The organism is Acinetobacter sp. 22301, from assembly GCF_052045285.1.
GTDB lineage: Bacteria > Pseudomonadota > Gammaproteobacteria > Pseudomonadales > Moraxellaceae > Acinetobacter > Acinetobacter pittii.
In genome coordinates, this window is the sequence record NZ_JBQEOR010000002.1 from 38,558 (window position 1) to 55,809 (window position 17,252).

Below are 17,252 nucleotides of genomic sequence, written 5' to 3' on the forward strand. Positions count from 1 at the left end.
TGATAGTCCTACTTAATTAACGGCTACGATAGGCAAAACGGTCGTCCATACGAAGACTAGCTGGTGGCCAGTTTTCAAGACGCATACCGAGTTGTAAGCCTTTCGATGCCAAAACATCTTTGATCTCTGTTAACGATTTTTTACCAAGGTTAGGAGTTTTTAATAACTCAACTTCAGTACGTTGAACAAGATCACCAATGTAGTAAATATTTTCTGCTTTCAAACAGTTAGCAGAACGAACAGTAAGCTCTAGATCATCTACTGGGCGAAGCAAGATTGGGTCAACTTCTTCACGAGGCTCTTGAGCAACTGGAGTTTGGTCTTTCTGAAGATCAACAAAAATTGCAATTTGTTGTTGCAAGATTGTTGCCGCTTTACGGATCGCTTCTTCAGGATCAACCGTTCCATTTGTTTCGAGGTCGATTACCAGTTTATCTAAATCGGTACGTTGTTCTACACGCGCATTTTCAACGGTGTAAGAAACACGCTTAATCGGGCTATAAGAAGCATCTAATTGCAAACGACCAACAGGACGTGTTTCACCTTCAGGGAAACGAGAATCAGATGTTTCATAACCACGACCTTGAGCAACTTTCAAACGCATTTTTAATGAGCCTGAAGCACTTAAAGTACCGATTAAATGTTCTGGGTTAACCACTTCAACATTATGAGGTAAACGAAGGTCAGCAGCAGTAATATCGCCAGGACCTTGTTTTTCTAATGTTAAATATGCTTCATTTTGATCGAACAGCTTAATAGACAATCCTTTTAGGTTCAGCAAGAGCTCGACGATGTCCTGCTGCAAGCCTTCTAAAGTACTGTACTCGTGCTCGACACCTTCTATTTCTACTTCAACCACAGCAGCGCCAGGTAAAGAAGACAATAGAATGCGACGTAAAGCATTACCTAGAGTGTGGCCAAAACCACGCTCTAAAGGTTCTAGAATCACTTTTGCCGAGGTCCCGCTTACCGCTTCGACCTTGATCGCTTGCGGAGTTAGAAACTCGTTTGCAGTACGCGTCATTATTGCTACCTCAAGGATTATTTAGAATACAATTCTACAATCAAGCTTTCGTTGATTTCAGCAGGTAAATCAGAACGATCTGGTGCAGCTTTAAACGTACCTTCAAGCTTAGAATGATCAACTTCGATCCAAGCTGGAATACCACGTTGTGCAGCTAACTCAATCGCGTTTTTAATACGCAATTGTTGTTTAGCACCTTCGTGAACCGCAATTACATCACCAGCTTTAACTTGAATAGATGCGATGTTTACACGACGACCATTCAAAGTAATGCTACGGTGACTTACTAACTGACGAGCTTCTGCACGTGTAGAACCAAAACCCATGCGATAAACAACGTTATCAAGACGGCTTTCAAGCAATTTCAACAAGTTCTCACCTGTTGCGCCTTTAACACGAGCTGCTTCTTTATAGTAGTTACTAAATTGACGTTCTAACACACCGTAAATACGACGGACTTTTTGTTTTTCACGTAATTGTAGCGAATACTCAGATTGCTTACCACCGCGTGCCTGACCATGTTGACCAGGTGCTTTGTTAGCTTTTTTAGTTTTGACGTCAAATGGTTTAACGCCAGATTTAAGTTGCAGGTCTGTCCCTTCGCGGCGAGAGAGTTTGCATTTTGGACCAATATAACGAGCCATGAATGTTTCTCCTTACACGCGACGTTTTTTAGGTGGACGGCAACCGTTGTGAGGAATTGGAGTCACATCGGTAATGCTGTTAATCTTATAACCCACTGCGCCTAATGCACGAACCGCAGACTCACGACCTGGGCCAGGACCTTTTACAAGGACGTCCAGATTTTTCAAACCGTAATCTAAAGCTGCTTTACCAGCAACTTCAGCAGCTACCTGAGCAGCAAACGGAGTTGATTTACGTGAACCACGGAAGCCTTGTCCACCTGAGGTGGCCCAAGCCAATGCATTACCTTGACGATCAGTAATCGTAACAATGGTGTTATTAAAAGACGCGTGAATGTGTGCAACACCTTCAGAGACGGTACGAGTGACCTTCTTGCGTGTGCGAGTATCTTTAGCCATCTTTTAGCTTCCAGAAATCTTACTTTTTAATCGGTTTGCGCGGACCTTTACGGGTACGTGCGTTAGTTTTGGTGCGTTGACCACGGACAGGCAAGCTGCGACGATGGCGAAGGCCGCGGTAGCAACCCAAATCCATTAAACGTTTAATGTTCATGGAAATTTCGCGACGTAAGTCACCTTCGGTAGGAACCTTAGCAACTTCTGCACGAATCGCATCAAGCTGAGCATCGTCCAACTCACGGATCTTAGTAGTTTCAGTAATACCAACTGTAGCTAAGATATTCTTAGCTGTGTGGCGACCGATACCAAAGATGTAAGTGAGGGAGATAACAGCATGCTTGTTATCCGGAATGTTTACACCGGCAATACGAGCCATTCACTTTCTCCAAAAAGGCAGTAGAGATAATCAACCGCCCCACAAAAATCTTGAGGGGCGGATATTAACCCAATTCGCCTACTGAAATCAACAGGTCTTGATTAGATTAACCTTGACGCTGCTTATGACGAGGTTCTGCGCTACAAATTACGCGAATAACCCCATTACGACGGATAACTTTACAGCTACCACAAATTTTCTTTACAGAAGCTTGTACTTTCATGATGAAACCTCTAAGTGCGCTTATCCCTTAGGATGAGCAGTCGTTTTTCTCATTAATGTTTGATTATCATATTGATGAGATGTTAAATGCGCTTGTAGCTGAGCCATAAAGTCCATAACCACGACAACTACGATCAATAATGAGGTACCACCCAAATAGAATGGAATCCCAAAAGAACTTTGTAGAATCATTGGCATTAAACAAATGACCGTAATATAAATCGCACCAATAAACGTCAAACGATTAAGAATATGATCTAAGTAACGAGCAGTTTGCTCACCTGGGCGAATACCAGGCACATAAGCTCCGCTGCGTTTTAGATTTTCTGATACTTCCTTAGGGCTAAATACTAAAGCCGTATAAAAGTAACAGAAAAAGATAATTAACGCACCAAAGAGCACCAAATACAAAGGCTGTCCAGGCGACAATACTAAAGCTAAATCTTGTAAGCTGCTTTTAATAAAACCAGCATTTGGATCTGCACTTCCCACCCATTGACCAAGACTTGCTGGGAACAAGAGTAGAGAACTTGCAAAAATCGCAGGAATAACACCAGCCATATTAATTTTTAATGGCAAATGCGTCTGCTGTGCTGTAAATATACGACGCCCTTGTTGCTTTTGCGCATAGTTTACTGGAATGCGACGTTGTGCTTTTTCAATAAACACAATAGCTGCCAATACACCTAGAGACAAAAGACCAAAGATTACAAGACCAATCAAACTTGTCTGACCATTATCTACAGAAGAGATAGATTGCATAATTAAATTAGGCAAACCAGCAACAATACCTGCAAAAATAATCATTGAGATACCATTACCGATACCTCTTTCTGTGATCTGTTCACCTAGCCACATTAGGAACATTGTTCCCGCAACTAAAGAAGTAACCGCTGGTACGTAAAATGCAAGGCCATTTGTCAAAGTAATACCTTGACCAATTAAGCCAGCACACATACCAACAGCCTGAACCACAGCAAGTAGTAATGTACCCTGACGCGTATATTGATTAATTTTACGCTTACCTTGCTCACCTTCCTTTTTCAAGGCTTCAAGTGATGGAATTACAGTAGACATTAACTGCACAATAATTGATGCAGAAATGTAAGGCATAATTCCTAAAGCAAGAATAGACATTCGCTCTAAAGCACCGCCAGAAAACATATTGAATAGCCCAAGAATAGTTCCTTGGTTCGCATGAAATAAATTTTCTAACGCAGCATTATTAATGCCTGGTACTGGAATATGCGCTCCTAGTCGAAAGACCAGCAATGCACCGATTAGAAAACTCATCCGGCGAATAATTTCACGGTATTTCACATGAAATGGCTGACCTTTCATCATGTTGACATGACCTGAAGAACTAGGAGACATAGACACTCGAGATTACTCCTCGACTTTACCGCCAGCTGCTTCAATCGCAGCTTTAGCGCCTTTAGTCAATGCAACACCTTGAACAGTGAATGCACGAGTGATTTCACCAGAAAGTACGATACGAGCACGAATTTGGTCACGACGAACAACATTCGCAGCTTTCAAAGTTTCTAGGCTAACGATGTCGCCTTCAACTTTGCTTAACTCAGATAAACGTACTTCAGCAGTTTTTAAAGCGATTTGGCTAGTGAAACCGAATTTAGGTAAACGACGATAAATCGCTGTTTGACCGCCTTCAAAGCCTGGACGAACGCCACCACTTTTACGTGATTTTTGACCTTTGACACCACGGCCACCAGTCTTACCAACGCCAGAACCGATACCACGGCCTAAACGACGGTGTTCACGTTTTGCACCTTCTGCAGGCGCAAGTTCATTTAAACGCAGAGTCATGGCTTATTCCTCTACACTAACCATATAGTAGACTTTGTTGATCATACCGCGGTTAGAAGGCGTATCTTGCACTTCTACAGTATGACCAATACGACGCAGACCTAAACCTTGTAAGCAAAGCTTGTGATTTTTCAAGCGATGTGAAGAAGATTTAGTCTGGGTAACTTTAATCGTTTTCATGATTGATTACCCTTGAATTTCTTCTACTGATTTACCACGTTTCGCAGCGACTTTCTCAGGAGAAGTCATATCACGCAAACCTTTGAAAGTTGCGTTTACTACGTTTGCAGCATTAGTAGAACCATAACATTTAGCAAGTACGTTATGTACACCTGCAGCTTCTAGAACGGCACGCATAGCGCCACCAGCGATTACGCCAGTACCTTCAGAAGCAGGTTGCATATATACACGGCTTGCACCATGACGAGCATTCACAGGGTGTTGTAAAGTAGTACCTGCAAGGTCTACAGTAATCATGTTGCGACGTGCAGCTTCAAGTGCTTTAGAAATAGCAGCTGGAACTTCACGAGCTTTACCACGACCAAAACCAACACGACCATTACCATCACCCACAACAGTTAATGCTGTGAAAGAGAAGATACGACCACCCTTAACAACTTTGGCTACACGATCAACGGCAACCAGCTTTTCAACAAGACCTTCGTTTTGTTCAACTTTAGCCATGATTAGAACTCCAAGCCGTTTTCACGAGCAGCATCAGCCAAGGCTTTGATACGACCATGATATTTAAAACCAGAACGGTCAAATGCAACTTTAGTTACACCAGCTGCTTTCGCACGCTCTGCGATTAAAGCGCCTACTTTAGTAGCCGCATCTACATTACCTGTAGTACCGCTACGTAAAGATGCATCCAAAGTTGAAGCTTGTGCTAAAACTTTGCCACCATCTGCTGAAATAACTTGAGCATAGATGTGACGCGGAGTGCGGTTTACACACAAACGAGTCGCACCCAATGCACGAATGTGCAAGCGTGTGCTTTTCGCACGACGCAAACGGGATTGTTTCTTTTCGTTCATAAGAACCTCGCGCCTTATTTCTTCTTAGCTTCTTTACGAAGAATGACTTCATCCGAATAACGAACACCTTTACCTTTATATGGTTCAGGAGAACGATATGCACGGATTTCTGCCGCTACTTGACCTAACAACTGCTTGTTTGCTGATTTCAAAATGATTTCAGTAGCAGTTGGAGTTTCCGCTGTTACACCTTCAGGTAAAGCGTAGTCAATTGGGTGTGAAAAACCAAGGTTAAGGTTTACAACAGTACCTTTAACCGCAGCTTTATAACCAACACCAACTAGCTGCAACTTACGTTCGAAGCCTTCACTAACCCCTTTAACAAGGTTATTCAATACAGCGCGAGCAGTACCAGCTTGCATCCAAGCATCTTTCGATTCTTTAACTGGAGCAAGTTGAAGTTTACCTTCTTCCTGTTTTAGCTCGACCAGCGCATGCAGGTTGAAAGACAATGTACCTTTGCTGCCTTTCACTTCGACCTGCCGGCCGTTCTGAGTAACTGCTACACCATTAGGTACAGTTACTGGGGCTTTAGCCACACGAGACATGAGGAATCACCTATTAAGAAACAAAAGCAATAACTTCACCACCAACGCCCGCAGCACGTGCAGCGCGATCAGTCATGATGCCTTTGCTTGTAGAAACAATTGCAATACCTAAACCTTGCTTAACGCTTGGAAGTTTATCTTTACCACGGTATTGGCGAAGACCTGGACGGCTTACGCGTTTAACCATTTCGATAACTGGTTTGCCTTCGAAATATTTTAAAGTAATTGTCAAAGTAGATTTTGTCTCTTCTTGAGCAACTTCTACATTTGAAATATAACCTTCTTGTTGAAGTACGTTTGCAATTGCAACTTTCAACTTAGAAGAAGGCATAGAAACAGTTTGTTTCTTAGCCATTTGTGCGTTACGAACACGTGTTAGCATGTCGGCAACGGTATCTTGCATACTCATTTAGTCGCTCCTTACCAGCTTGCCTTAACAACGCCTGGTACATCACCCTGCATTACTGTGTCACGTAATTTGTTACGGCTTAAACCGAACTTACGGAAGTAACCATGAGGACGACCAGTTAAACCACAACGGTTACGAAGACGTACCGGAGATGCATTACGTGGCAATGCTTGTAACTTTAACATCGCTTCGAAACGCTCTTCTTCACTTGCATTTACGTTTGCAATCGTAGCTTTTAATTCAGCACGTTTTGCAGCGTATTTAGCAACTGTTTTTTCGCGTTTCAATTCGCGATTAATCATACCTTTCTTAGCCATATCGACCTCTTATTTGAACGGGAAGCCGAATGCACGCATAAGCGCACGGCCTTCGTCATCGGTGCGAGCAGTCGTAGTAATAGTAATATCCATACCACGAATACGATCAATCTTATCGAAATCGATTTCAGGGAAAACGATTTGCTCTTTCAAACCCATTGAGTAGTTACCACGACCATCAAATGATTTCGAAGAGAAACCACGGAAGTCACGGATACGAGGGATTGCGATTGAGATCAAACGGTCCAAGAATTCGTACATTTGGTCGCCACGTAAAGTAACTTTACAACCAATCGGCCAACCATCACGGATTTTGAAACCAGCGATAGATTTACGAGCAAGTGTAATTACTGGTTTTTGACCAGCAATTAATTGCATGTCGACTACAGCGCCATCTAATAATTTCTTATCAGTTGCAGCTGCGCCTACACCCATGTTTAGGGTAATTTTTGTGATGCGTGGAATTTCCATCACGTTCTTAATGCTAAGTTCTTCTTGTAACTTCGCTTTAAGTTCTTCGTTGTAACGTGCTTTAAGTCTGGCCATTGCCTTTTCAACCTATTACTTCGCTACCGCCACTGATTCACCATTTGATTTATAAACGCGAGTTTTCACGCCATCAATCACTTGGTAACCAACACGGTCAGCCTTCTGGGTTGTAGCATTTAAAATTGCCACGTTTGAAATATGAAGCGAAGCTTCTTGAGTAACGATACCGCCTTCAGCGCCAGTTACACGATTCGGCTTTTGATGCTTCTTCACTAAGTTAAGGCCTTCAACCTTAACGCGGTCTTCAGAAACAGACAATACAGTACCCTGTTTGCCTTTTTCTTTACCTGCGATCACGATAACTTGATCGCCTTTTTTAATCTTAGCCATGATTGCCTCTTATAGAACTTCAGGAGCCAATGAAATGATTTTCATGAACTGTTCAGTACGAAGTTCACGAGTCACTGGTCCGAAGATACGAGTAGCAATCGGAGCTTTGTTGTTGTTCAAGATAACTGCAGCATTATCATCAAAACGGATCACAGAACCATCTGGACGACGAATGCCGAATTTAGTACGAACTACAACCGCATTCATCACGTCACCTTTTTTAACACGTGCGCGTGGGATTGCTTCTTTTACAGTAACTTTAATAATGTCGCCAACAGAAGCATAACGACGATGTGAACCACCAAGTACTTTAATACATTGTACGCGGCGAGCACCACTGTTGTCTGCTACGTCGAGCATAGTTTCGGTTTGAATCATTGCCCTACTCCAAAACCGAGCATCACCGGTCACAATTTCGAAAGGCTCAAAGAGTACTCGAAATTGACCGATGATGCAACAAGAACGTCGAATTACTCAGCAGCTGCTTCAACTACTTCCACTAAAGTCCAAGCTTTAGTTTTAGAAATTGGGCGGCTTTCTTTAATGGTCACAACATCGCCAAGTTTAGCAACATTGTTCTCATCATGAGCGTGTAACTTAGTTGAACGGCGAATTGATTTGCCATACAACGGGTGTTGAACGCGGCGTTCGATAAGAACAACAATAGACTTGTCCATTTTGTCGCTTACTACTTTGCCGGTTAACGTGCGGACTGTTTTTTCACTCATTGTCCGTTCCCCTGTTTTTCGGTAAGGAGTGTCTTAATACGAGCAATTGTCTTACGAGCAACTTGCACTTCATGCGATTTACCCAACTGACCAGTTGCTTTCGCCATACGAAGACGGAATTGATTAAGCTGTTGCTCATCAAGCAAAGCTTTCAACTCTTCTACCGATTTTTCACGTAGATCTTTAGTTTTCATTACATTACCGTCCGAGTCACGATAGTGGTTTTAAACGGAAGTTTAGCAGCAGCTAAAGCAAATGCTTCACGCGCTAATTCTTCGTTCACACCTTCAATTTCGTACAGGATCTTACCTGGTTGGATCTGGCAAACCCAGTACTCCACGCTACCCTTACCTTTACCCATACGCACTTCAAGAGGCTTTTGAGTAATTGGTTTATCCGGGAATACGCGAATAAAGATTTTACCACCACGCTTAATACGGCGGCTAATAGTACGACGTGCAGCTTCAATCTGACGAGCAGTCATACGACCACGTTCAGTTGCTTTGATTGCAATCGAACCAAATGATACTGTACTACCACGATGCGCTAGACCAGTATTACGGCCTTTGTGCACCTTACGGAATTTGGTACGTTTAGGTTGCAACATGGATTATTCTCCCTTGTCAGCAGCACGGTCACCGCGACGACCACGACGCTCTTGACCTTCACCACGACCACGACCACGTTTAGCTGGACGATCTTCAGCAGGAGCAGGGTTCATGACTTGTTTCATGCCACCTAAAATCTCGCCACGGAAAATCCAAACTTTAACACCAATCGTACCGTAAGTTGTTTCTGCACGCATAGTTGCATAGTCAATGTCTGCACGTAGCGTATGTAAAGGTACACGACCTTCACGATACCATTCTGTACGAGCAATCTCTGCACCACCTAAACGGCCAGACACTTCAACTTTGATACCTTTAGCACCAGCACGCATAGTGTTTTGAACCGCACGCTTCATAGCACGACGGAACATTACACGCTTTTCTAATTGAGAAGCGATTGCTTCAGCAACTAAACGCGCATCTAAGTCTGGGCGATCAATTTCGTTGATACTTACTTGCGCTGGAACACCCATAATGCTGGTAAGTTCGCGCTGTAATTTCTCAATATCTTCGCCTTTTTTACCGATTACGATACCAGGACGAGCTGTGCTAATAGTTACTTTAGCAGCGCCTGATGGACGTTCGATAAGAATGTTGCTTACCATCGCATTCTTAAGTTTTTTAGTTAAAAACTCACGAACTTGAAGATCTTTAAGCAAGTATTCAGCGTATTGTTTCGGATTCGCATACCAGTTAGCGTTATGACGTTTCACAACACCTAGGCGGATACCGATTGGATGAACCTTCTGACCCATATCAAACCCCTACCTTAACGGTGATGTGACAAGTACGCTTAGTAATACGATCTGCACGGCCTTTAGCACGTGGCATAATACGTTTAAGGCTCATGCCTTCGTCAACGTAAATCGTAGATACTTTAAGATCGTCAACATCTAAACTGTTATTGTGTTCAGCGTTTGCAATCGCAGATTCCAATGCTTTTTTTACTAAAACAGCAGCTTTTTTATTGCTGAAGTTTAAGATATTTAAAGCATGCGCAACAGATTTGCCGCGAATAAGATCTGCAACCAAACGTGCTTTCTGTGCCGAGATAGCGGCACCGCGTAATTTAGCAGTTACTTCCATCATGACACCTATTAACGTTTAGATTTCTTGTCAACACCGTGACCACGATAGGTACGAGTTGGCGCGAATTCACCGAGTTTATGACCAACCATATGCTCAGTAACAATTACTGGAACGTGGTTACGACCATTATGAACAGAAATTGTTAAACCAACAAAATCTGGAAGGATCATCGAACGACGAGACCAAGTTTTAATCGGCTTGCGAGAGTTACTAGCAACAGCCGCTTCAACCTTAGCGAACAAGTGCGCATCGACGAATGGGCCTTTTTTCAGAGAACGAGGCATTAGTCAGATTCCTTTACTTGACGCGACGGTCGCGAATAATCATCTTAGTCGTACGCTTATTGGTACGTGTCTTGTACCCTTTAGCTTTTTGACCCCATGGGCTTACAGGTTGAATACCTTTGTTACGCCCTTCACCACCACCGTGCGGGTGATCAATCGGGTTCATCGCCATACCACGTACGGTAGGACGAACACCACGCCAGCGCGAAGCACCAGCTTTACCCAATGAACGAAGGTTGTTTTCTTGGTTAGAAACTTCACCAATTACAGCGCGGCATTCAACATGTACTTTACGCATTTCGCCTGAACGAAGACGAATAATTGCGTAAGAACCATCACGACCCAACAACTGAACAGAAGCACCAGCAGAACGCGCTAATTGCGCACCCTTACCAATTTTAAGTTCAACGTTATGAAGTGTAGAACCGATCGGCATATTACGAAGTGGCAAGCAGTTACCTGGACGAATTGGAGCATCGTTACCAGATTGTACTTTATCGCCAGCACGTAAGCCTTTAGGTGCGATGATATAACGACGCTCACCATCAGCATATTTCAACAAAGCAATATGTGCTGTACGGTTTGGATCGTATTCAATACGCTCTACAACAGCTGGAATGCTGTCTTTGTTACGTTTGAAGTCAACGATACGGTAGTGTTGTTTATGACCACCACCAACGTGACGAGTAGTAATGTGACCGTTGTTATTACGACCACCAGTACGTTTTTTAGCTTCAACCAACGGTGCGTAAGGAGCGCCTTTGTGAAGATGGTCATGAACCACTTTCTCTACAAAGCGACGTCCTGGAGACGTTGGCTTACATTTTTGAATCGGCATAATTTTCGTCCTTATTCCGCTGCGCTTTCAGCGGTATCGCCCAAGTCAGCCATTTCAACATCTTGGCCAGCTTTCAGGGTGACGTATGCTTTTTTAACATCAGAACGGCGTCCCAATGTACGACCAAAGCGCTTAGTCTTACCTTTAGTAATAGTTGTGTTAACTTTAACAACTTCTACACCAAAAAGTTTTTCAACTGCTTTTTTGATTTCAAGTTTAGTAGCATTAATGTCTACTTTAAATACTTGAACACCAACAGTATCACCTAATACTTGTGCCTTTTCTGAGAAGACTGGTCCTTTTAGGACTTGATAGATACGTTCGTTGTTCATCCGAGTTCTACCTCAATTTTCTTAGCAGCAGCTACAGACATCACAACTTTATCAAACGCGATCAAGCTTACAGGATCGATTGCAGTTGCATCTACCACATCTACATGTGGAAGGTTGCGTGCTGCAAGATATAAGTTCTCATCTACAGCGTCAGTAACGATTAATGCACGAGCAGCATTTAAGTCGTTAAGCTTTGCAAGCAATTCTTTAGTTTTTGGAGCTGCAACAGCAAACTCTTCAACCAATACAAGACGATCTTGGCGAACAAGTTCAGCTAAGATACATTGCATTGCACCGCGGTACATCTTACGGTTTACTTTTTGAGACCAATCTTGTGGACGAGCAGCAAAAGTTTTACCACCGCCAACCCAGATAGGGCTACGAATAGAACCCGCACGAGCACGACCAGTACCTTTTTGACGGAATGGCTTTTTACCACCGCCAGAAACGTCTGCACGTGATTTCTGAGCACGAGTACCTTGACGACCACCTGCTAAGTAAGCAGTAACAACTTGGTGTACAAGAGCTTCGTTAAATTCACGTCCGAAAGCAACTTCAGACAATTCAACAGCAGAGCCGGAAACAGTTTTCAAATTCACGGTATTTCCCCTCAGGCCTTGATGGTAGGACGTACAATCACGTCACCGCCAGTTGCACCAGGAATTGCACCTTTAACAACTAAAACAGAACGTTCAGCGTCAATAGATACGATTTCAAGACCTTGTACTGTTACGCGTTCGTCACCTAAGTGACCAGCCATTTTCTTGCCTTTGAACACGCGTCCAGGAGTCTGGTTTTGACCTGTAGAACCTAATACACGGTGAGAAACTGAGTTACCGTGAGTAGCGTCTTGGGTACGGAAGTTCCAACGTTTAACACCACCTTGGAAACCTTTACCTTTTGATTGACCAGTTACGTCAACTACTTGACCAACTGTGAACAAATCAACGCCAATAGTACCGCCAACTTCACGGCCTTCAAGCTCAGCTTCTGTAACACGGAACTCTTTAACTAAACGACCAGCAGCAACACCAGCTTTCGCGAAGTGACCTTTCTGAGCGTTAGTTACGCGAGATTCGCGACGTTCACCAGTAGTTACTTGAACAGCTTGATAACCATCAGTTTCAAGTGTTTTGATTTGCGTAATGCGGTTTGGATCGACTTCGATGACTGTAACAGGTACAGAAACACCTGCATCTGTAAAGATGCGAGTCATACCACATTTGCGACCGACTAAACCAATAGCCATGTGCATAAACCTCTAAAAAAGCGGCCTAATTAACTTAGAAGTTAATCAACCGAAAGCCTTAACCCAAAGCGATCTGAACATCAACACCAGCCGCAAGATCTAATTTCATCAATGCATCAACAGTTTTATCTGTAGGTTGAACGATATCGATCAAACGTTTATAGGTGCGGATTTCGTACTGGTCACGCGCATCTTTGTTAACGTGCGGTGAAGTAAGAACGTTGAAGCGTTCGATGCGAGTAGGCATCGGAATTGGACCACAAACTTGTGCGCCAGTACGCTTAGCGGTTTCTACGATCTCTTGAGCAGATTGATCAATCAGACGATGATCAAAAGACTTCAAACGGATACGAATTCTCTGGTTAGACATACCAGTAAACTCCAAGCCAAACATATAAAGAATCACCCTTGACGCATCTCACCCATTGGTAAGTGTCAAAGGCAGTGAAAATCACTAAGGTCATGATCGATGCCACGACTGTAATGCACATTTACTACTTTCTTCGCAGTAAATGCCCTCCTTTTGAGGGTCGCCCATTATAACGATTGTTTAAGTCTTATGCAATTCTCTTTTTCTATTTTTTGTTCAAAACGCACTTTAACCTAGTATTCTCAACTCACTCTAGGCATTTATGACAAATTCAATCGCTTTATTTAAGAGTTGATTACCTTGTTCAAATTTTTGTGCTTCTGAATATTGCAGTTCACTCACAGGCTGAACATATTCCCCATTAAAAATAGATAGCTCTTCTTCATTTTCAAGCAACAGTTCTAACGTTGCTGGTGTCATTTCTGGATGAAATTGAAAACCAAGCACATTTTTTCCAATTTGATACATCTGATTACGACAAGCTATATTCTCGGCTAAGTGTATAGCACCTTTGGGTATTTCAAATGTCTCGCTATGCCACTGCATCACCTTTATCTTTTCAGGCAATGGAAAGCTGTCTTGAGGTAAATTTGCTACCCTTTGAACTGTCGACCAGCCAAGTTCCTGATAGCGGTTTCGACTGACTGCGGCGCCTAGTGCATTAGCAATTAGCTGCCCACCCAAACAGAGACCTATAGCAGGCTTTCCTGCTGCTAAGTAACGACGCAACCATCTTTTCTCTATCTTAAGCCATGGATAATTCGCTTCATCATTTACACTCATGGTGCCACCCATGACTAATAATAAGTCAACCTCATCAATTTGTGGTAAAGCTTCTATTTCAAGTGACCGATCAACCGGAAGTGCAAAAAACTCCGTAGAACTAATAGTCGCGTGGTGGGCTTTTAAAAATGAATAACAACTCCCAAAACCCTCACCCGCGATATGTTGAAAATAATGAACTCTTAAATGCGACTTCATGCGCTTAAACCTATTGTTGTTAGAATGTTGTAGTGGTCTTTGCAAAAATAAAGCCAAGTTTTTGTTTTATAGCTCTACTGTAACGAAACGTCTTACAAAACTTTATAAATCTAGCGAAGAATTTAAATTTCTCTTAATCTAACTTTATCATTTAAAACATAACGCACTATGAAAAAGCATAACGATTTCCAGACTCGTCTCATTCATGCCCCAAGAAAGGCTCCGCAATTCATTGAAACAGTGCAACCTCCCTTATTTCGCGCATCAACTATTATTTTCAAATCAACTTCGCACCTTTTTGATCGTCACTGGACGGATAAGTATGACTATAGCTATGGAACACATGGCACCCCTACTACATTCACCTTAGGCGACAATATTGCGCAAATTGAAGGTGGTTTGCATTGTTTGCTTGCACCGAGTGGCCTATCCGCAATTAATATTGTGAACTCAGCATTTTTAAGCACTAATGATGAAGTATGGGTTCCAGACAATATTTACGGGCCAAATCTAGAACATTTAACTTATCTACAAAGTCAATATAGCATTATTGTTAAAGTATATAACCCCATTGACGCTGCAAGTTTTCAACCCACCGAAAGAAGTAAACTATTATGGTTAGAAGCTGCAGGTTCAGTTACTTTAGAATTCCCTGATCTTAAAAATCTAGTCACAAAAGCTAAGAAACATGGTGTATTGACAGCTCTAGATAATACTTGGGGAGCTGGGCTTGCGTTTAATGCTTTTAATTTTTCTGATGAACATCTATCAGTCGATTTAACCGTTCACGCACTAACAAAATATCCAAGTGGTGGTGGTGACATCTTAATGGGCAGCATTGTAACTCGTGATGAGAAACTTCATCACCGCCTATTCCGCACACATGCCATTTTAGGCATCGCAATCTCTGGAGATGATGCGGCTCAAGTTCAACGCAGCCTTGCTCATATGTCTTTACGCTATAAACAACAGTCAGCCAATGCTCACGCTCTACTTAAATGGCTAAAGAACCAGCCTCAATTTGCACAAGTTCTACACCCAAGTGATGAATCCTCACCAGGCCATCAATATTGGCAAGAAATCTGCATAGACGGTCAAAGTGCCGGCTTAGTGAGTGTTATTTTTAAACCTGAATATGACATTACAGCAGTACGTCGTTTCTGCGATGCATTAGAGTTATTTAAGCTCGGCTTTAGCTGGGGTGGACCCGTTAGCCTGATTATGCTTTATGATTTAAAAATGATGAGAAAACTTGAGAATACACATTTACAACAAGGATTATTGGTTCGATTCTGTATAGGACTAGAAGATCCGCAAGATTTGATACAAGATATCGAAAATGCACTGAAACAACTGTAAAACGACAACATTATAGTGACTCAAACCATAGGATAAAAATATATGGGTACACCGATTGTTATTGCTAAAAATATTAAGGACACATCAAAAGAAATTGTTTTACTTCCCCAGTTTGCTAACCGTCATGGACTTATTGCAGGCGCCACAGGTACAGGTAAAACAGTTACGTTAAAAGTTCTAGCAGAGAGTTTCTCTCGAATCGGTGTGCCAGTATTTCTTGCCGATGCTAAAGGCGATGTTTCGAGTCTTGCAAAAGCTGGTGAAGCTTCCGATAAATTTAATGAACGCTTAAAACTTTTACAAATTGATAGTGTTCCATTCGCAGCGAACCCAGTTGTTTTTTGGGATTTATTTGGTCAGCAAGGCCATCCTATCCGAACCACTATTTCTGAAATTGGGCCAATTTTATTGGCTCGCATGCTCAATTTAAATGATACCCAAGAAGGTGTGTTATCTGCTGTATTCCGCATTGCAGATGACCAAGGGTTACTATTAGTCGATTTTAAAGATTTAAAAGCCATGATCACTTTTGTGAGTGAACATGCAGCTGAGTTTAAAGCCGAGTATGGTAATTTATCTCCAGCCAGCCTAGGTGCCATTCAGCGCAACTTACTCGCTCTTGCCGACCAAGGTGGAGAACAGTTCTTTGGGGAACCAGCTTTAAATATTCTGGATTTTATCCAAACCGATGCAAACGGACACGGTTATATCAATATTCTTGCTGCTGACAAGCTCATGAATACACCTAAGTTATATGCCACTTTCCTCTTATGGATGCTTTCAGAGTTATTTGAACAGCTACCAGAAGTGGGTGATATGGATAAGCCTAAACTCGTGTTTTTCTTTGATGAAGCTCACTTGTTATTTGATAATGCCAGCCAAGCTCTACAAGACAAAATTGAACAAGTGGTACGTTTAATCCGCTCCAAAGGGGTGGGTATCTACTTTATTACTCAAAACCCACTCGATTTACCCGAAAGCGTTCTTGGTCAACTTGGTAATCGCGTTCAACATGCATTACGTGCATTCACCCCTAAAGATCAAAAAGCTGTAAAAACCGCAGCAGACACTTTCCGTGCTAATCCCGAGTTTAAAGTTGATGAAGCTATTACCCAACTTGGTGTTGGTGAGGCACTCATTAGCTGTCTAGATGAGCAAGGTACACCACAGATTGTAGAACGTGGTTGGGTTATGCCTCCGTACTCTGCATTTACACCGATCACTCCAGAAGAGCGTCAGACTTTAATCTCGCAAAGTATTATTGCTGGGGTTTATGAACAAGCTGTAGATCGTGATAGTGCCTATGAAATGCTACAGAATAAAGTTGCTGAACGCGAACAACAGCAGCAAGACGCCGAACTTGCAAAACAACAAGCTAAAGAACAAGAAACTTTAGCAAAACAGCAAGCTAAAGAGCAGGAACGTTTGGCACGTGAGCAATTAAAAGAGGAAGAAAGAGCAGCCCGTGAACGAGCTAAACTCACACAAGACATTGTGGGAACTTTTGCCAAGAGTGCTGCACGCAGCTTAGGAGGAAGTACGGGACAAAAACTCGTAAGAGGCTTGCTCGGCTCTTTATTTGGTAAATAAAAATATTAAAAAAATTGCGTTAATTTTAGGGGATTTCATATCCCCTAATTTTTTTATGGTTTTTAGGAAAAAGTTATTGCCATTAATTTTTTAAAGATGTATTTTAAATACATCTTATATAGCCAGATAAATAAGGTCTAGC

29 protein-coding genes and 2 pseudogenes are annotated in these 17,252 nt (G+C 42.4%); 3 read left to right on the forward strand and 28 right to left on the reverse strand.

The annotated features are described in order from the left end of the window. Positions 1-16: 16 nt before the first annotated feature. The 28 genes and pseudogenes from ACTJJH_RS04335 to ACTJJH_RS04470 form a co-directional block, all read right to left on the reverse strand. Positions 17-1,024, reverse strand: a complete 1,008-nt coding sequence (locus tag ACTJJH_RS04335; RefSeq protein WP_002116730.1) for a DNA-directed RNA polymerase subunit alpha — start codon at positions 1,022-1,024, stop codon at positions 17-19. Positions 1,025-1,041: 17 nt separating this feature from the next. Beyond that, positions 1,042-1,668 carry a 30S ribosomal protein S4 gene (gene rpsD / locus ACTJJH_RS04340; protein WP_000135204.1) on the reverse strand — a complete coding sequence of 209 codons (627 nt, stop codon included), beginning with the start codon at positions 1,666-1,668 and terminating at the stop codon, positions 1,042-1,044. A gap of 12 nt (positions 1,669-1,680) precedes the next feature. Continuing rightward, positions 1,681-2,067, reverse strand: coding sequence for a 30S ribosomal protein S11 (gene rpsK, locus ACTJJH_RS04345; RefSeq protein WP_001040166.1), 387 nt, complete (start codon positions 2,065-2,067; stop codon positions 1,681-1,683). 19 nt (positions 2,068-2,086) lie between these two features. After that, complete coding sequence (gene rpsM, locus ACTJJH_RS04350) at positions 2,087-2,443, reverse strand: 30S ribosomal protein S13 (protein WP_000090816.1); 357 nt, start codon at positions 2,441-2,443, stop codon at positions 2,087-2,089. 106 nt (positions 2,444-2,549) lie between these two features. Beyond that, complete coding sequence (rpmJ, locus tag ACTJJH_RS04355; RefSeq protein ID WP_000867907.1) at positions 2,550-2,666, reverse strand: 50S ribosomal protein L36; 117 nt, start codon at positions 2,664-2,666, stop codon at positions 2,550-2,552. 20 nt (positions 2,667-2,686) lie between these two features. Further along, the gene (gene secY, locus ACTJJH_RS04360) at positions 2,687-4,006 is read right to left on the reverse strand and encodes a preprotein translocase subunit SecY (RefSeq protein WP_170249219.1); all 1,320 of its coding nucleotides are present in this window, start codon (positions 4,004-4,006) and stop codon (positions 2,687-2,689) included. A 45-nt stretch (positions 4,007-4,051) separates the two neighbouring features. Next, complete coding sequence (gene rplO, locus ACTJJH_RS04365; RefSeq protein ID WP_002116985.1) at positions 4,052-4,492, reverse strand: 50S ribosomal protein L15; 441 nt, start codon at positions 4,490-4,492, stop codon at positions 4,052-4,054. Positions 4,493-4,495: 3 nt separating this feature from the next. Then, positions 4,496-4,672 carry a 50S ribosomal protein L30 gene (gene rpmD / locus ACTJJH_RS04370; RefSeq protein ID WP_000849088.1) on the reverse strand — a complete coding sequence of 59 codons (177 nt, stop codon included), beginning with the start codon at positions 4,670-4,672 and terminating at the stop codon, positions 4,496-4,498. Positions 4,673-4,678: 6 nt separating this feature from the next. After that, entirely contained in the window at positions 4,679-5,176 is a 498-nt protein-coding gene (gene rpsE / locus ACTJJH_RS04375) for a 30S ribosomal protein S5 (protein ID WP_001141025.1), read from the reverse strand. A gap of 2 nt (positions 5,177-5,178) precedes the next feature. After that, the gene (gene rplR / locus ACTJJH_RS04380; RefSeq protein WP_002049741.1) at positions 5,179-5,529 is read right to left on the reverse strand and encodes a 50S ribosomal protein L18; all 351 of its coding nucleotides are present in this window, start codon (positions 5,527-5,529) and stop codon (positions 5,179-5,181) included. 14 nt (positions 5,530-5,543) lie between these two features. Beyond that, on the reverse strand, positions 5,544-6,077 hold the full coding sequence (gene rplF, locus ACTJJH_RS04385; protein ID WP_002116801.1) for a 50S ribosomal protein L6: 534 nt from the start codon (positions 6,075-6,077) through the stop codon (positions 5,544-5,546). A gap of 13 nt (positions 6,078-6,090) precedes the next feature. Continuing rightward, the gene (gene rpsH / locus ACTJJH_RS04390; RefSeq protein ID WP_002049732.1) at positions 6,091-6,486 is read right to left on the reverse strand and encodes a 30S ribosomal protein S8; all 396 of its coding nucleotides are present in this window, start codon (positions 6,484-6,486) and stop codon (positions 6,091-6,093) included. 11 nt (positions 6,487-6,497) lie between these two features. Next, positions 6,498-6,803, reverse strand: coding sequence for a 30S ribosomal protein S14 (gene rpsN / locus ACTJJH_RS04395; RefSeq protein ID WP_002049689.1), 306 nt, complete (start codon positions 6,801-6,803; stop codon positions 6,498-6,500). Positions 6,804-6,812: 9 nt separating this feature from the next. Further along, complete coding sequence (gene rplE, locus ACTJJH_RS04400) at positions 6,813-7,349, reverse strand: 50S ribosomal protein L5 (RefSeq protein ID WP_002116961.1); 537 nt, start codon at positions 7,347-7,349, stop codon at positions 6,813-6,815. A 15-nt stretch (positions 7,350-7,364) separates the two neighbouring features. Continuing rightward, positions 7,365-7,682, reverse strand: coding sequence for a 50S ribosomal protein L24 (gene rplX, locus ACTJJH_RS04405; protein ID WP_002116820.1), 318 nt, complete (start codon positions 7,680-7,682; stop codon positions 7,365-7,367). 9 nt (positions 7,683-7,691) lie between these two features. After that, a complete protein-coding gene (gene rplN / locus ACTJJH_RS04410; protein WP_001982634.1) occupies positions 7,692-8,060 on the reverse strand; it encodes a 50S ribosomal protein L14 in 369 nt (122 codons plus the stop codon). A 92-nt stretch (positions 8,061-8,152) separates the two neighbouring features. After that, the gene (rpsQ, locus tag ACTJJH_RS04415) at positions 8,153-8,410 is read right to left on the reverse strand and encodes a 30S ribosomal protein S17 (RefSeq protein WP_002116661.1); all 258 of its coding nucleotides are present in this window, start codon (positions 8,408-8,410) and stop codon (positions 8,153-8,155) included. Continuing rightward, positions 8,407-8,604, reverse strand: coding sequence for a 50S ribosomal protein L29 (gene rpmC, locus ACTJJH_RS04420; RefSeq protein WP_000849928.1), 198 nt, complete (start codon positions 8,602-8,604; stop codon positions 8,407-8,409). The genes rpsQ and rpmC overlap by 4 nt, the downstream gene beginning before the upstream one ends. Next, positions 8,604-9,017 carry a 50S ribosomal protein L16 gene (gene rplP, locus ACTJJH_RS04425; RefSeq protein WP_002049688.1) on the reverse strand — a complete coding sequence of 138 codons (414 nt, stop codon included), beginning with the start codon at positions 9,015-9,017 and terminating at the stop codon, positions 8,604-8,606. Before rplP ends, rpmC begins: the two co-directional genes overlap by 1 nt. Then, a pseudogene (gene rpsC, locus ACTJJH_RS04430) lies at positions 8,957-9,773 on the reverse strand (30S ribosomal protein S3). Before rpsC ends, rplP begins: the two are co-directional and overlap by 61 nt. A gap of 1 nt (position 9,774) precedes the next feature. Continuing rightward, positions 9,775-10,104, reverse strand: coding sequence for a 50S ribosomal protein L22 (rplV, locus tag ACTJJH_RS04435; RefSeq protein ID WP_001982638.1), 330 nt, complete (start codon positions 10,102-10,104; stop codon positions 9,775-9,777). 11 nt (positions 10,105-10,115) lie between these two features. Then, the gene (gene rpsS, locus ACTJJH_RS04440; RefSeq protein ID WP_001138119.1) at positions 10,116-10,391 is read right to left on the reverse strand and encodes a 30S ribosomal protein S19; all 276 of its coding nucleotides are present in this window, start codon (positions 10,389-10,391) and stop codon (positions 10,116-10,118) included. Positions 10,392-10,404: 13 nt separating this feature from the next. Continuing rightward, positions 10,405-11,229 (reverse strand): 50S ribosomal protein L2, encoded by an 825-nt coding sequence (rplB, locus tag ACTJJH_RS04445; protein WP_002049686.1) that lies wholly within the window; start codon positions 11,227-11,229, stop codon positions 10,405-10,407. 11 nt (positions 11,230-11,240) lie between these two features. Beyond that, the gene (gene rplW, locus ACTJJH_RS04450; RefSeq protein WP_002049693.1) at positions 11,241-11,561 is read right to left on the reverse strand and encodes a 50S ribosomal protein L23; all 321 of its coding nucleotides are present in this window, start codon (positions 11,559-11,561) and stop codon (positions 11,241-11,243) included. Then, complete coding sequence (gene rplD, locus ACTJJH_RS04455; RefSeq protein ID WP_002049755.1) at positions 11,558-12,160, reverse strand: 50S ribosomal protein L4; 603 nt, start codon at positions 12,158-12,160, stop codon at positions 11,558-11,560. Before rplD ends, rplW begins: the two co-directional genes overlap by 4 nt. An 11-nt stretch (positions 12,161-12,171) precedes the next feature. Continuing rightward, complete coding sequence (gene rplC / locus ACTJJH_RS04460) at positions 12,172-12,810, reverse strand: 50S ribosomal protein L3 (RefSeq protein ID WP_002117051.1); 639 nt, start codon at positions 12,808-12,810, stop codon at positions 12,172-12,174. Positions 12,811-12,868: 58 nt separating this feature from the next. Beyond that, positions 12,869-13,180 carry a 30S ribosomal protein S10 gene (gene rpsJ, locus ACTJJH_RS04465; protein WP_000070912.1) on the reverse strand — a complete coding sequence of 104 codons (312 nt, stop codon included), beginning with the start codon at positions 13,178-13,180 and terminating at the stop codon, positions 12,869-12,871. 252 nt (positions 13,181-13,432) lie between these two features. Beyond that, positions 13,433-14,161: a type 1 glutamine amidotransferase gene (locus ACTJJH_RS04470; RefSeq protein WP_002116949.1), complete on the reverse strand. Its 729-nt coding sequence runs from the start codon at positions 14,159-14,161 to the stop codon at positions 13,433-13,435. 168 nt (positions 14,162-14,329) lie between these two features. On the opposite strand from ACTJJH_RS04470, the gene ACTJJH_RS04475 reads away from it, so the two are divergent. The 3 genes and pseudogenes from ACTJJH_RS04475 (at position 14,330) to ACTJJH_RS04485 (ending at position 17,251) form a co-directional block, all read left to right on the forward strand. Next, positions 14,330-15,520 (forward strand): PLP-dependent transferase, encoded by a 1,191-nt coding sequence (locus ACTJJH_RS04475; RefSeq protein WP_440600796.1) that lies wholly within the window; start codon positions 14,330-14,332, stop codon positions 15,518-15,520. A gap of 42 nt (positions 15,521-15,562) precedes the next feature. Beyond that, positions 15,563-17,110, forward strand: a complete 1,548-nt coding sequence (locus ACTJJH_RS04480) for a helicase HerA-like domain-containing protein (protein WP_017386985.1) — start codon at positions 15,563-15,565, stop codon at positions 17,108-17,110. Next, positions 17,100-17,251: pseudogene (locus ACTJJH_RS04485) on the forward strand (hypothetical protein). Before ACTJJH_RS04480 ends, ACTJJH_RS04485 begins: the two are co-directional and overlap by 11 nt. Position 17,252 lies beyond the last annotated feature (1 nt).

Coding starts and splice junctions, on each gene's coding strand:
- rplW (WP_002049693.1), bottom strand. CDS start 11,561: ATGAACAACGAACGTATCTATCAAGTCCTAAAAGGACCAGTCTTCTCA.
- rpsQ (WP_002116661.1), bottom strand. CDS start 8,410: ATGAGTGAAAAAACAGTCCGCACGTTAACCGGCAAAGTAGTAAGCGAC.
- rplV (WP_001982638.1), bottom strand. CDS start 10,104: ATGGAAGTAACTGCTAAATTACGCGGTGCCGCTATCTCGGCACAGAAA.
- rplO (WP_002116985.1), bottom strand. CDS start 4,492: ATGACTCTGCGTTTAAATGAACTTGCGCCTGCAGAAGGTGCAAAACGT.
- rpmD (WP_000849088.1), bottom strand. CDS start 4,672: ATGAAAACGATTAAAGTTACCCAGACTAAATCTTCTTCACATCGCTTG.
- rplP (WP_002049688.1), bottom strand. CDS start 9,017: ATGTTGCAACCTAAACGTACCAAATTCCGTAAGGTGCACAAAGGCCGT.
- rplC (WP_002117051.1), bottom strand. CDS start 12,810: ATGGCTATTGGTTTAGTCGGTCGCAAATGTGGTATGACTCGCATCTTT.
- rpsS (WP_001138119.1), bottom strand. CDS start 10,391: ATGCCTCGTTCTCTGAAAAAAGGCCCATTCGTCGATGCGCACTTGTTC.
- rpsH (WP_002049732.1), bottom strand. CDS start 6,486: ATGAGTATGCAAGATACCGTTGCCGACATGCTAACACGTGTTCGTAAC.
- rplR (WP_002049741.1), bottom strand. CDS start 5,529: ATGAACGAAAAGAAACAATCCCGTTTGCGTCGTGCGAAAAGCACACGC.
- rplE (WP_002116961.1), bottom strand. CDS start 7,349: ATGGCCAGACTTAAAGCACGTTACAACGAAGAACTTAAAGCGAAGTTA.
- ACTJJH_RS04475 (WP_440600796.1), top strand. CDS start 14,330: ATGAAAAAGCATAACGATTTCCAGACTCGTCTCATTCATGCCCCAAGA.
- rpsJ (WP_000070912.1), bottom strand. CDS start 13,180: ATGTCTAACCAGAGAATTCGTATCCGTTTGAAGTCTTTTGATCATCGT.
- secY (WP_170249219.1), bottom strand. CDS start 4,006: ATGAAAGGTCAGCCATTTCATGTGAAATACCGTGAAATTATTCGCCGG.
- rpmJ (WP_000867907.1), bottom strand. CDS start 2,666: ATGAAAGTACAAGCTTCTGTAAAGAAAATTTGTGGTAGCTGTAAAGTT.
- rplN (WP_001982634.1), bottom strand. CDS start 8,060: ATGATTCAAACCGAAACTATGCTCGACGTAGCAGACAACAGTGGTGCT.
- ACTJJH_RS04480 (WP_017386985.1), top strand. CDS start 15,563: ATGGGTACACCGATTGTTATTGCTAAAAATATTAAGGACACATCAAAA.
- rpsD (WP_000135204.1), bottom strand. CDS start 1,668: ATGGCTCGTTATATTGGTCCAAAATGCAAACTCTCTCGCCGCGAAGGG.
- ACTJJH_RS04470 (WP_002116949.1), bottom strand. CDS start 14,161: ATGAAGTCGCATTTAAGAGTTCATTATTTTCAACATATCGCGGGTGAG.
- rpmC (WP_000849928.1), bottom strand. CDS start 8,604: ATGAAAACTAAAGATCTACGTGAAAAATCGGTAGAAGAGTTGAAAGCT.
- rplF (WP_002116801.1), bottom strand. CDS start 6,077: ATGTCTCGTGTGGCTAAAGCCCCAGTAACTGTACCTAATGGTGTAGCA.
- rplX (WP_002116820.1), bottom strand. CDS start 7,682: ATGGCTAAGATTAAAAAAGGCGATCAAGTTATCGTGATCGCAGGTAAA.
- rpsM (WP_000090816.1), bottom strand. CDS start 2,443: ATGGCTCGTATTGCCGGTGTAAACATTCCGGATAACAAGCATGCTGTT.
- rpsN (WP_002049689.1), bottom strand. CDS start 6,803: ATGGCTAAGAAAGGTATGATTAATCGCGAATTGAAACGCGAAAAAACA.
- rplB (WP_002049686.1), bottom strand. CDS start 11,229: ATGCCGATTCAAAAATGTAAGCCAACGTCTCCAGGACGTCGCTTTGTA.
- ACTJJH_RS04335 (WP_002116730.1), bottom strand. CDS start 1,024: ATGACGCGTACTGCAAACGAGTTTCTAACTCCGCAAGCGATCAAGGTC.
- rpsK (WP_001040166.1), bottom strand. CDS start 2,067: ATGGCTAAAGATACTCGCACACGCAAGAAGGTCACTCGTACCGTCTCT.
- rpsE (WP_001141025.1), bottom strand. CDS start 5,176: ATGGCTAAAGTTGAACAAAACGAAGGTCTTGTTGAAAAGCTGGTTGCC.